Source organism: uncultured Sphingomonas sp. (genome assembly GCF_913774285.1).
Lineage (GTDB): Bacteria > Pseudomonadota > Alphaproteobacteria > Sphingomonadales > Sphingomonadaceae > Sphingomonas.
The window spans coordinates 1-13172 of sequence record NZ_CAJYHX010000002.1; the positions used below are offsets into that span (position 1 = coordinate 1).

At 65.3% G+C, this 13172-nt stretch carries 7 protein-coding genes; 6 read left to right on the forward strand and 1 reads right to left on the reverse strand.

Going from position 1 to position 13172, the window contains the following annotated elements; genetic code table 11:
- The coding region (gene rpoB, locus QZ670_RS00350) for a DNA-directed RNA polymerase subunit beta (RefSeq protein ID WP_294250248.1) at positions 1–4245 on the reverse strand (4245 nt) is incomplete at its 3' end.
- A 386-nt stretch (positions 4246–4631) separates the two neighbouring features.
- On the opposite strand from rpoB, the gene QZ670_RS00355 reads away from it, so the two are divergent.
- The 6 genes from QZ670_RS00355 to QZ670_RS00380 all read left to right on the forward strand — a co-directional run bounded on the left by QZ670_RS00355 (position 4632) and on the right by QZ670_RS00380 (position 13098).
- Entirely contained in the window at positions 4632–5723 is a 1092-nt protein-coding gene (locus QZ670_RS00355) for an acyltransferase (RefSeq protein ID WP_294250251.1), read from the forward strand.
- 116 nt (positions 5724–5839) lie between these two features.
- Positions 5840–8140: a TonB-dependent receptor gene (locus QZ670_RS00360; RefSeq protein ID WP_294250254.1), complete on the forward strand. Its 2301-nt coding sequence runs from the start codon at positions 5840–5842 to the stop codon at positions 8138–8140.
- A gap of 212 nt (positions 8141–8352) precedes the next feature.
- Complete coding sequence (locus QZ670_RS00365) at positions 8353–9666, forward strand: hypothetical protein (protein ID WP_294250311.1); 1314 nt, start codon at positions 8353–8355, stop codon at positions 9664–9666.
- Positions 9667–9789: 123 nt separating this feature from the next.
- A complete protein-coding gene (locus QZ670_RS00370; RefSeq protein WP_294250312.1) occupies positions 9790–11697 on the forward strand; it encodes a CocE/NonD family hydrolase in 1908 nt (635 codons plus the stop codon).
- Between the two features lie 193 nt (positions 11698–11890).
- On the forward strand, positions 11891–12448 hold the full coding sequence (locus QZ670_RS00375; protein ID WP_294250315.1) for a hypothetical protein: 558 nt from the start codon (positions 11891–11893) through the stop codon (positions 12446–12448).
- A gap of 119 nt (positions 12449–12567) precedes the next feature.
- Positions 12568–13098: a hypothetical protein gene (locus tag QZ670_RS00380; protein WP_294250318.1), complete on the forward strand. Its 531-nt coding sequence runs from the start codon at positions 12568–12570 to the stop codon at positions 13096–13098.
- Positions 13099–13172: the final 74 nt, after the last annotated feature.

Sequence of the window (13172 nt, forward strand, 5' to 3'; positions counted from 1 at the left end):
GTGGGCGATCAGCGGCACGTGGGCGATCAGCTGCTGGCCGAACAGCTCCTGGCGCAGCGCGTGGGCGCCATCGACGTAGCGGCGGCCCAGCGCGGTGATCTGCAGGTCGCCCTCGGCGAGACCGTCGTCTTCTTCCTGGCTCTTCAGCTCGACGTTGAGGCCCAGCGAGCGCATTTCCTTGACGAGAACGTTGAAGCTCTCGGGAATGCCGGACTCGAACGCGTCATCGCCACGCACGATCGACTCGTAGACCTTGGTGCGACCCGCCACGTCGTCCGACTTCACGGTCAGCATTTCCTGCAGCGTGTAGGCGGCACCATAGGCTTCGAGCGCCCAGACCTCCATTTCGCCGAAGCGCTGGCCGCCGAACTGCGCCTTGCCGCCCAGCGGCTGCTGGGTGACCAGGCTGTACGGCCCGATCGAACGCGCGTGGATCTTGTCGTCCACCAGGTGGTGCAGCTTCAGCATGTAGATGATGCCCACCGTCACGCGCCGGTCGAACGCATCGCCGGTACGCCCGTCGTACAGGACCGACTGGCCCGACGTATCGAGACCGGCCAGCTCCAGCATCTCCGACACGTCACTTTCGCGCGCGCCGTCGAACACGGGCGTGCCCATCGGCACGCCGGTGCGCACGTTATGGACCAGCTCGGCGATCTCCTCGCCGTCGCGCGCCTCGATCTCGTCGACATAATGGTCGCCGTAGATCTCCTTGAGCCGCGTCTTGACCGCGTCGGGCATCTCGCCCGCCTTGGCGTCGGGATTGGCCTCGCGCCAGTCCTCCAGCTGCCGCGCGACCTGCATGCCCAGGTTGCGCGCCGCCCAGCCCAGGTGCGTCTCGAAGATCTGCCCGACGTTCATGCGGCTCGGCACGCCCAGCGGGTTGAGGACCAGGTCCACTGGCGTCCCGTCGGCGAGGAACGGCATGTCCTCGACCGGCAGGATGCGGCTGATGACGCCCTTGTTGCCGTGGCGGCCGGCCATCTTGTCGCCCGGCTGCAGCTTGCGCTTCACCGCGACGAACACCTTGACCATCTTGAGTACGCCCGGCGGCAGTTCGTCGCCGCGCTCCAGCTTCTCGCGACGATCCTCGAACTTGTCGCGGATGCGCTTGGCGGCCTCGTCATACTGGCCCTTCACGGCCTCCAGGTTCGCCTGCACGGCATCGTCCTGGACCGCGAACTTCCACCATTCGTGACGGTCGACGCTGTCGAGCACGTCCATGTCGATGGTGACGCCCTTCTTGACGCCCTTGGGGGCCGCGGTGGCGACCTGATCCAGCAGCATCTCGCGCAGGCGCGACCAAGTGGCACGGTTGAGGATCGTGCGCTCGTCGTCGGCGTCCTTCTTCAGGCGCTCGATCTCCTCGCGCTCGATCGCCATCGCGCGCTCGTCCTTGTCGATGCCGTGGCGGTTGAAGACGCGCACGTCGACGATCGTGCCCGCCACGCCCGGCGGCAGGCGCAGCGACGTGTCGCGAACATCCGACGCCTTCTCACCGAAGATGGCGCGCAGCAGCTTCTCTTCCGGCGTCATCGGGCTTTCGCCCTTCGGCGTGATCTTGCCGACCAGGATGTCGCCCGGCTCCACTTCGGCGCCGACGTACACGATGCCCGCCTCGTCGAGGTTGCGCAGCGCTTCCTCGCCGACGTTCGGGATGTCGCGGGTGATATCCTCCGGCCCCAGCTTCGTGTCGCGGGCCATCACTTCGAACTCGTCGATATGGATCGACGTGAACACGTCGTCCTTCACGATCCGCTCGGAGATGAGGATCGAGTCCTCGTAGTTATATCCGTTCCACGGCATGAACGCGACCAGCGCGTTGCGGCCCAGCGCCAGCTCGCCGAACTCGGTCGACGGGCCGTCGGCGATCGTGTCGCCGGCGCGCACCACGTCTCCCACCTTCACCAGCGGGCGCTGGTTGATGCAGGTCGACTGGTTCGAACGCTGGAACTTCATCAGCGTGTAGATGTCCACGCCCGATTCGGTCGCGCTGACCTCACCGGTGGCGCGGATCACGATGCGGCTGGCGTCGACCTGGTCGACGATGCCGGCGCGCCGCGCCGAGATCGCCGCGCCCGAATCGCGCGCCACCGTCTCTTCCATGCCGGTGCCGACGAACGGCGCCTCGGCGCGGACCAGCGGCACCGCCTGGCGCTGCATGTTCGAACCCATCAGCGCGCGGTTCGCGTCGTCGTTCTCCAGGAACGGGATCAGCGAGGCGGCTACCGAGACCAGCTGCTTCGGGCTGACGTCCATCAGCGTCACCGTTTCCGGCAGCGCCATCAGGAATTCGCCGGCCTGCCGCGCCGACACCAGCTCCTCGGTGAAGCGGCCCTCGGCGTCGGTTTCGGCCGATGCCTGTGCGACGGTGTGCTTCTGCTCCTCCATCGCCGACAGGTACACGACCTCGTCGGTGACGCGGCCGTCGATCACCTTGCGGTACGGCGTCTCGATGAAGCCATACTTGTTGACGCGGGCGAAGGTCGACAGCGAGTTGATCAGACCGATGTTCGGGCCTTCCGGCGTTTCGATCGGGCAGATACGGCCATAGTGCGTCGGATGCACGTCGCGGACTTCGAAGCCTGCGCGCTCACGGGTGAGACCACCCGGCCCGAGCGCCGAGACGCGACGCTTGTGCGTCACTTCGGAAAGCGGGTTGGTCTGGTCCATGAACTGCGACAGCTGCGACGAACCGAAGAACTCGCGCACCGCGGCGACCGCGGGCTTGGCGTTGATCAGGTCGTTCGGCATCACCGTCGACACGTCGACCGACGACATGCGCTCCTTCACGGCGCGCTCCATGCGGAGCAGGCCGACGCGGTACTGGTTCTCGAGCAGCTCGCCCACCGAGCGCACGCGGCGGTTGCCGAGATTGTCGATGTCGTCGACTTCGCCCTTACCGTCCTTGAGGTTCACGAGCGTCTTGACGACCTCGAGAATGTCCTCGGTGCGCAGCGTGGTCACGGTGTCGGGCGTGTCTAGGCCCAGGCGCATGTTGAGCTTCACGCGGCCCACGGCCGAAAGGTCGTAGCGCTCCGGATCGAAGAACAGGCCGGCGAACAGCGACTCTGCCGTCTCAAGCGTCGGCGGTTCGCCGGGGCGCATGACGCGATAGATGTCGGACAGCGCCTGCTGGCGCTCTTCGGCCTTGTCGACCTTGAGCGTGTTGCGGATCCACGGACCGGTGGCGATGTGATCGATGTCGAGCAGTTCGATCCGGTCGATGCCGGCCTTGTCGAGCTTCTCCAGGTTCTCGGCCGAGACTTCGTCGCCGGCTTCGATGTAGATCTCGCCGGTCGCCTCGTTGATCAGGTCATAGGCGCTGTAGCGGCCGAAGATTTCCTCGGTCGGGATCAGCAGCGTCTCGAGACCGTCCTTGGCCGCCTTGTTGGCTGCGCGAGGGGAAATCTTCTGGCCAGCCGGGAACACGACCTCGCCCGACTTGGCGTCGACGATGTCGAACATCGGCTTCGAACCGCGCCAGTTCTCCACCTGGAAGGGGATCTGCCAGCCGTTCGGACCGCGCAGGAAGGTGACGCGGTTGTAGAAATAGTTGAGGATCTCTTCCGAGGTCAGCCCCAGCGCATACAGCAGGCTGGTGACCGGCAGCTTGCGCTTGCGGTCGATACGGACGTTGACGATGTCCTTGGCGTCGAACTCGAAGTCCAGCCACGAACCGCGATACGGGATCACGCGCGCGGCGAAGAGATACTTGCCGCTGGCGTGGGTCTTGCCGCGGTCGTGATCGAACAGCACGCCCGGCGACCGGTGCATCTGGCTGACGATGACGCGCTCGGTGCCGTTGATGAAGAACGTGCCGTTCTCGGTCATGAGCGGCATGTCGCCCATGTACACGTCCTGCTCCTTGATATCGAGCACCGACCGGGCTTCCGTATCGGGATCGACCTCGAACACGATGAGGCGAAGCGTTACGCGCATCGGCGCCGCATAGGTGATGCCGCGCTGGCGGCACTCGTCCACGTCGAACTTCGGATCCTCGAGCTCGTAGGTCACGAAGTCGAGTTCGGCGGTGCCGGCAAAGTCGCGGATCGGGAACACGCTGCGGAGCGTCTTCTCGAGGCCGGACACATAGCCGATCGAGGGGTCCGACCGCAGGAACTGTTCGTAGGATTCGCGCTGAACCTCGATCAGGTTCGGCATCTGCACCACTTCGTGGATGTCGCCGAACACCTTGCGGATGCGGCGCTTCAGCGTGCCGCCCTCGATTGCCTTGGTAGCCATAGGTGTGTGTTGCCTCGTCAGCCGTAAACTCGGTGCCCCTGTCCGGGAGCCAGGACGTGCAAATCGACGCCGAAAGGCCGCGCGACCCCCGATGCTCGGGATTCGGCAGCTCTGCGGGCGTCTGACAAGCCGTTCCGATCCATTCCTACGACACGCTGCGCGACGGCGCGTCATTTCCCGATCGGAGGGCCAGAGCGGGGATATAGGGCGCAGGGGAGGGGATGTCAAAGCCGGTCGAGCGGAGTGGCGCTCGCCGAGTGAGAATGATCCGTTTCCGATGTGCTGGCGTGGTTAACGCTCGCGAAATAATTCGCGTTAATCGAGATCGGTGCTAGAAAAGCGCGGGCCCGACTCCGAAGGGGGGAGTCGGTTGGGGGCTAATATTCATGGTGCTGAATGTAACCGACGAGCTGCTGCGGGCGGATCGCAACAATCTCACAATGGTGCGGCTGCTTCTGGCGAGCGCCGTGATCTACACGCACGCGATGGAGTTGTTGGGGCACGTGGACGAGACCGCTGCGATTTTCGGTATTCCGGTCGCATGGGTAGCGGTAAACGGATTTTTCTCGTTGTCCGGATTTCTGATGGTGCGCAGCCTGGAGCGAAATTCGTCCATCGGGCAGTTTGCGCTTTCCAGATTCTTCCGGATCTGGCCCGGAATGTTCGCGATGTGCGGGATCGTGGCAGTTTGCTTCGCTGCGTTCACGACGGTTCCGATCGCAGACTATGTGTTCGGGCGCGAAACGTTGTCATATGTGTTCCGGACGCAGATTCTTTCTCCCAGCTACTTCCTGACCGGAGTCTATTGCGGTGAGCCATGGGGTGGTCTCTGCGTCATCAACGGGTCGTTATGGACGATCCGCTGGGAGGTGAGCTGCTACGTGCTCATCGCGCTGCTTTCCGCCACCGGCATGCTGTCCCGGCGGCGCTTCACCCTGTTCGTTCTTCCGGCAATCCTGCTCTATGCACTGATCTTTGCCTATCCGCCGGCCCAGTCTTGGCTGGCGGCGAAGTTCGGTAGCCACCTCTATTTCCTGGATCGCGCTGCGCGATTGTGGACCGCCTTTGCACTTGGGGCAGGCGCCTATCTCTATCGGGACCGCATTCCGCTGTCCTGGGCGGGCGCTGCCCTTGCCTTCACGGTCGCCTATGTCACGCGGGGCTTGTTCTTCGAGGATTTCGTTCGGGCGGTAGCCGTCTGCTACTGGGTGCTGTGCCTTGGCTTCCTGACCGCCAAGACCTTTCCGAATCTGCACAGAATTCCGGACTATTCCTACGGCATCTACATCTACAGCATGCCGGTCACGGATGTCTTCCGCATCCTCACGCCGCAGATCGAGCCGCACCTGCTCGCGATCGTCGCGCTGGTTGCAGTCCTGCCGTTCGCGGCATTCTCCTGGCACTGCATCGAGAAGCCGGCGCAGGCGCTGCGAAAATCGCTGCACGGGCTGCGGCTGCCGCAACGGCAGTTCGGCTGAGCCGCGCGCGATAAAAGTCAGCCATGGTCTCGACGCTGCAACAAATTTGTTCCCGCTGTGCAGTGAAGGTTTAACAATCTCCGCCCAACCGCCCTCCCGAACCAGGGAGGGAAACCATGAAGAAGAAATCGGGTCTCATTGTCGCGTTCCTCGCAACCGTATCGGCGACGGCGGTGCATGCGCAGGACACGGCGCAGGACGCCGCGCAGGAAGGCGCGCTGGGCGGCGACATCATCGTCACCTCGCAGAAGTTCGAGCAGAAGCTGCGCGACGTGCCGATCACCATCACCGCGGTGACGCAGGAGCAGATGAAGCGCATCGGGGTCGACGATCTCGACGAGCTGTCAAACTATGTGCCGGGGCTCAACATCCAGGAGCAGAGCGCCAACAACCCGGGCATCGTGATCCGCGGCATCACCTCGGACAGCGGCTCGGCGCAGCAGGCGGCGCGCGTCACGCTCTACTATAACGGCGTCGACATCTCACGATCCCGCGGCGCGTACCAGGCGATCTACGACGTCGACCGGATCGAAGTCGTGAAGGGACCGCAGGCGACCCTGTTCGGCACCGCCTCGACGATCGGTGCGGTCAGCATCCTTTCCGCGCGGCCGAAGCCGGGCGTGTCGGGTGAACTCACCGCCGGCTACGGCAACTACAACGCCTATCTGGTGGGCGGACACCTCAACGTCGGCAACGACGTGATCGCCGCGCGCGTAGCGGGCGAGTGGAAGAAGCGCGACGGCTATGTCGAGAACCTGTCGCCAACGCAGGACGACCTCTATGCGCAGAACCAACTCGGCCTGCGCGCCTCGCTGCGCTACACGCCGACCCCGGCGCTAACCGTCGACCTGATCGGCACCTATGATCGCCAGCGCAACAGCGGCACGCCGTTCATCTCGAAGCGCTTCGCCACCGTGCAGGGGCCCGGCAATCCGTTCGGCGCGGCCAATCTTTCCGGCTCGCCTTTTTCCAAGCAGGTGCTGGGCAAGGACAAGCTGGGCCTGACCCGCGACGTCTATGACGTCAACCTCACCGCGCGCTACGATCTGGGTGACGGCTGGAGCTTCACCACGGTCAACGGCTATCGTTCGTTCGACTCGCTGGAAGTGTTCGACGCGGACGGGTCGGCCGCGTGGTGGCTGGAGTTCGCCGAAGGCGCCTATGGCTCGCAGATCAGCCATGAATCGCGCTTCGCCTATGTCGGCGACCATGTCCGCACCAGCTTCGGCTGGAACGTGTTCCACGAGAACAACCGCCAGGAAGTGCCCTTCTCGACCGAAGAGGGCATCTATCTCCAGTGCGCCGCCGCCGTGGTGCCGGGCCTCGCCTGCATCTCGCCCACCGGGGTGGTGACGGCCGCGCAGGCGACCTCGATCCTCACCAAGGGCGCGGCGACGCAAATTCCGTACAGCTCGATCTTCACCAACAAGGGCATCAACGACCAATATTCGATGTTCGGCGAAGTGACCTGGATGCCCGTCGATGCGCTGGAAGTGACCGCCGGCATCCGCGCGCTGATCGAGCAGCGCAAGTCCGGCTATGTCTCGGTCGCGCCGAACTCGGTGCTCTCCAAGGCGCCGCTGATCCCGGGCCAGGTCACCACCAAGGGCACGCTGTGGAGCCAGGACAGCTTCCAAGCCTTCCTGCCGCGCTTCAACGTGCTGTATCGCCTGAACGACGCAGTCAATCTCTACGCCACCATCTCGAAGGGCCGCCGTTCGCCGGTCGTCAACCAGACCGCCACTTCGACGGGCATCATTCCCGAGGAGACGGTGTGGAACTATGAAGGCGGCGTGAAGCTGTCGAGCGGCATGTTCGCCGGTTCGCTGGGTGTCTATTACCAGAAGTACCGCAACTTCCAGATCAGCCGCACGGTGACCGACGCCAACGATCCCTCGGGCCGCCCCGTGGGCAGCAGCGTCACCGAAAGCGCCGGCACCGCGGGCAATCTCGGCTTCGAGGCCGAGGGTCAGCTGCGCCCGACCAACTGGCTGACCGTGTTCGCCAATGGCGGCTATATCGACGGCGGCATCGACAAGACCAAGGCGAACGGCATCTATGCCGGCAACCGCTTCCGCCTCCAGCCGCGCCTCCAGTGGGCGGCGGGCTTCACGGTCGACGCGCCGCTGGGCAACGGCATGCGCGTTTTCGCGACCCCGAGCGTGACCTATCGCAGCAAGATCTACTTCGAGATCCCGAACAAGGAAGCGATCTCGCAGGAGAAGGTGACGCTGATCAACGTGAAGGCGGGCATGAGCTTCGCCGAGGGCCGCTACGAGATCGCGGGCTTCGTCCGCAACGCCGCGAACGAGAAGTATCTGCTCGACGCCGGCAATACCGGCGGCGGGTTCAACGATCCGACCTATATCCCGGGCGAGCCGCGCTTCTACGGGCTGCAGCTGACCGGTCGCTTCTGATCGTTCCGCTTTGGTAGCGACAGGGAAGGGGGCTTGCTGCCAGTGGGAAGCAAGCCCTTTCTTTTCAATGCGTTGCTGCGGTGTTTCAGGCCCGCGCGAGGGCAAGAACCGTGCCTGAACGACCAGTGAATGGCTCGCCTCGTCCGGTACGCGTCACGCTTGGTCGCACACATGGGGGCCGAATCCTCGGTTCCGTCCGTTGAACCCGCGTCATGAAACAGTGTCCCACCCCGCTCCGCCCCCGCGCCGCACTGTTGATCAGTGCCGCGTTCCTTGCCACCCCCGCCTTCGCCCAGGAGGCCGCCCCCCAGCAGACGGTGACGCCGCCGCCTGCGGTCGAAGCGCCTGCCCCGCAGGCTGCCGCCTCGGCACCGGAAGTCCGCATGGCGCCGGCAGCGCCTGTCGTGCAGGCGGTGCCGTCGGTCGAGCAGCAGATGGCGGGCAGCGCCAACCAGGCGCCGTCGACCACCGATGCCGCGCCCGCCCGGACCGCCCGCACCGAGCGGCGCGCCCCGCGCCCTGAAGCGCGTGCCGCCGCCGAGCCGCGCCAGGCAGCGCCCGCCGCGCAGCCCGCTGCGACGCCGGCCGAGCAAGCTGCAGCGCCGGCCCCCGCACCGGTAACCCAGCCGCAGCCTGCCGAATCGACTGCGCAGCCCGCAGCGCCCGCTGCCGAGGTGACGCAGACCACCGAAACCACCACCGAGACGACGCGATCGACCTCGCTGGTTCCCTGGATCCTTGGTGGCCTCGCCGTGATCCTGGCTGCTGCCGCGGCGATCTTCCTGCTCCGCCGTCGCCGCACGGACGAGGACCTGCTGGTACGCGAGACGGCGACGACCGCCGATCCGGTCGCACACCGGCCGATTCCGCAGCCGATGGCGCCGCGCAGTGACATCGGTCTTGCCGCCGCCGCTGCCGCGCCGGTGATGGCCCCGGTCGCCGATCGCCGCCCGATCGCCGAGCCGGTTGCCGAAGCGCATGTCGAGGCCAAGCTGGCCGAGGCGGATGAGGCGGTGCTCGAACATGTCGTCGATGCGCCCGCGCCGGTTGCCAATCGCCCGTGGCTCGAGCTGGGCCTCCGCCCGGTGCGTGCCGGCACCAGCGAAGACGAGGCGCTGGTCGATATCGAGCTGACGGTCGGTAATGCTGGGGACACGCCGGCCCGCGACGTGCGTATCTCCACCTTCCTGCTGGCCGACGCCGAGACCAGCGAGATGGAGCAGCTGCTCACCAGCCACGGCCCGGCCGCGGACGTGCCGCCGGTGACGATCGATGCCGGTGATGGTACCCGCGTCGATGCCCATCTGGCGGTGCCGAAGGGCGAACTGGGTCGCACCTTCAACCCGGTCGTCGTTGCCGAGGCGCGCTATCGTCTGCCCGACGGTCGCGAAGGCCGCACCAGCGCCGCGTTCCGTATCGGTCGTGCCGCGCCGGCCGCGGAGGGTGTGGGCCCGATCGGCGCCACCCGCCCGCATCTGGTCGAGGACCTCGAGGCCGAACTGCTCGGCACGCCCGCCCACGCCTGAACGGCCGAACTTCCACCGGCCCGCGCTCTCCGAAAAGGGAGCGCGGGCCTTTTCCATGCGCCTGCTTCCCATGCTGCAAATGTAACACTATCACCCCTGGCATCGGTTCTCTGGGGAGACATTATGCAGCTTCGTACCTTCCTCCTGGCCGCGCTCGCGACGAGCGCGCTGATCCCGGCAGCGCACGCGCAACAGGCGCAGCCGTTCAACGACATCCCCGCCAAGTTCGTGCTGCCGGAGGGCGCCAAGGACTATGTTCGCCGCGAAGTGATGGTGCCGATGCGCGACGGCACCAAGCTGTTCACCACCATCGTGATCCCCAAGGGGGCCAGGAACGCGCCGATCCTGCTCACCCGCACTCCCTATGACGCGTATAACCGTGTCCGCCGCACCGACAGCAACAAGATGCTCTCCGTGCTTGCGCAGGGCGACGAGGTGTTCACCCAGGCGGGCTATATTCGCGTGTTCCAGGACATTCGCGGCAAGAACCGGTCCGAAGGCGATTTCGTCGTGACCCGGCCGCCGGTTGGGCCGCTCAACCCGACCAAGGTCGACGACACCACCGACGCCTGGGACACGATCGACTGGTTGGTGAAGAACCTGCCGGAATCGAACGGCAAGGTCGGCATGCTCGGCTCTTCCTACGAAGGCTGGACGGTGGTGATGGCGCTGCTCCATCCGCACCCGGCGCTGAAGGTCGCGGCGCCCGAGAGCCCGATGATCGACGGCTGGATGGGCGACGACTGGTTCCACCACGGCGCCTTCCGCCTGCCCAATATCGGCTGGATCTCGGGCATCACCGGCTACAAGGCAGGCGGCCCGACCCCGCCCAATGGCGGCTGGGACGATTACGACACCTTCCGCAAGGTAGGCTCGGCGGGCGACTGGGCGAAACAGTACGGCTATGACCAGCTGCCCTTCTGGCAGAAGCTGAGCCAGCACGTTTCCTACGACGCCTTCTGGCAGGGCCAGGCGCTCGACAAGATCCTCGCCGCCAATCCGTCCAACGTACCGACCTTGTGGGAGCAGGGGCTGTGGGATCACGAAGACATGTACGGCGCGATCCACGCCTGGGAGGAACTGCAGAAGACTCCCCAGGCGACCAACAACTTCCTGCTGATGGGCCCGTGGCGGCATTCGGGCTTCAACTACAACGGCTCGAAGCTAGGCGAGCTGAACTTCGAGGGCGACACCGCGCTGCAGGCGCGGCGCGACATCCTGCTGCCCTTCTTCAACGCGCATCTGAAGGACGGCGCCCCGGCTTATACCCCGCCGGTTGCCAGCATCTACAATACCGGCGAGAACCATTGGGACTTCCTGAACAAGTGGCCGCTCGGGGCGCAGCTCACGCCGCTCTATCTCGGCGCGGGCGAGGCTGCCGGCTTCGACAAGCCGGGGGCAGGGGAGGACAGCTATGTCTCCGATCCCGCCAAGCCGGTGCCGTACCTGCCGCGGCCGATCAATTTCAATGACGGGCGCTGGAGCACCTACCTCGTCACCGACCAGCGCTTCGTCGACGGCCGTCAGGACGTGCTGACCTATGCAACGCCGGTGCTGAAGGAGCCGGTGCGCCTGTCGGGCACGCCGCTGGCGGACATCTTCGCCAAGACGACGGGCACGGACGGGGACTTCGTCGTCAAGGTGATCGACGTCTATCCGGACGAGATCGCCACTACCAAGGAAATGGGCGGCTTCCAGCTGCCGATCGCGATGGACATCTTCCGCGGCCGCTACCGGACCTCGTTCGAACATCCTTCGGCAATCCCGGCGGGCAAGGTGCAGGAATACAAGTTCCGGCTGCCGGTGGTGAACCACACCTTCCTGCCCGGCCACCGCATCATGGTGCAGATCCAGTCGACCCTGTTCCCGGTCTATGATCGCAACCCGCAGAAATATGTCGAGAACATCTTCTTCGCCAAGCCGGGGGATTACCAGAAGGCTACGGTGACGATCCTGTATGGCGGCAAGCAGTCGAGTTCGGTACTGCTCCCGGTGGTGCCGGTCGGCCAGAGCGCCGCCAAGGCGCGGTAAGCCACGGGCCCGTTTTCGCATTTGCGAAGACGGGCCTTTGCCTTGGTCAAGGCCGATCTACGGGCAACTACTTATGCTTACGTAGAAATCCGGAAGCGTCCTCTTCGTATCTGCATCATTTTATTAAGTTTATTGAGGTTGATTTGGCCCCGAAACAACAGCCACGCCATCGCTGCGTTTCAGGAGCAGGGCCATGAACGTCGCGGCTATCCGGGGCTATCTTCGCGAGACGATCGAATTCTTCGTCTACTTCGTGTTCATGACAGGGATCGGCGCGGCGATGTACGTGCTCGTCACCTATGCGCCGCAGGCCAACTCCGGCTGGTACATCAACACCTGCATCGGCATGGCGCTGTTCAGCGGCATCTATGCCGTGCGGATGTACCGCCGTTACCGCCGCGCGATGCGGCGCCTGGCGATGCTGCCCGATGACCTGATCGTCGAGCTGGCCCAGATGACCGAGGAGGAGCGAAGAGCGCTGCGCTGGTCCGAACGGATCGCCGCGGAGCGGCTCGAAGCGCGGGGCGGCGATGCGGAGCGGGTCCGGTTGCTCGAGCGGCTCGAAGTGCTGGAACGCGCCTATCGTGAGCGCTGTGCCGCGCTGGGGATCGATCCCGACGAAGAGGGCGGGGCGTTCACGATCGACCCCAACATGACAGTCGATGCGATCCGCAGTCGGATTGCGGACCGCATGCTCAAGAAGGAAATGGCCGAAGAGGAGAGCGCGCGTCCGCCGATCTTCCGGAACTAAGGGGCGGTCGTTTCACCTTCGGTTAGGATTCGTTAACGCGCTTGCTTCATGATGCAGTGCCAAAGAACGGCGACGACGCGTGGGGCGCGTGCGGGGGGCCGTCGATGGGGATTGCGTTCATGAAGTCCGATTCCGTGCGTCAATATCTGATGATGTCGTTGGAGTTCGGTGCCTATTGCGTGCTGATGACGCTGCTCAGCTATCTGATGGTATTGCTGGTCTTGCGCGCGCCGCAGCCGAACAGCGGCATCTATATCGGTGTGGCCCTGCTCGCGGCGCTGCTGACCGGCCTCCACGCCGGCAAGATGTTCCGCATGTATCGCGTCGCCATGCTGCGGTTTCAGAACCGCACGCCCAAGGGCAAGAAGAAGCCGTTGCCCGTCCGCCACTGGTCCGATCGCATCGCCGCCGAAGAGGCGGTGGGGCGGCACGATGCCCGGCGCAAGCAGGCGACCGGCGAGGAAGCCTCGCCCGAACTGGAAGCCATCCGCCTGCGAATTGCCGAGCGGATGGCGCGCGAAGATCGCGAGCGCGACGAGCTGGCGCGGGAGGACCGTGAGCGTCTCGAACGTGAGCGGATCGAGCGGATGGAGCGCGCGCGTTCCGAGCGGATCCGCAACGAGACGCGCGCCTCCCGGAACAAGAACTGATCCGCCGCGAACACCGCGCGGCCCGGCGCCGGCGGCGAACGGGTCGTCGCACGGCGCCGGCGCGGCTTGTTCGG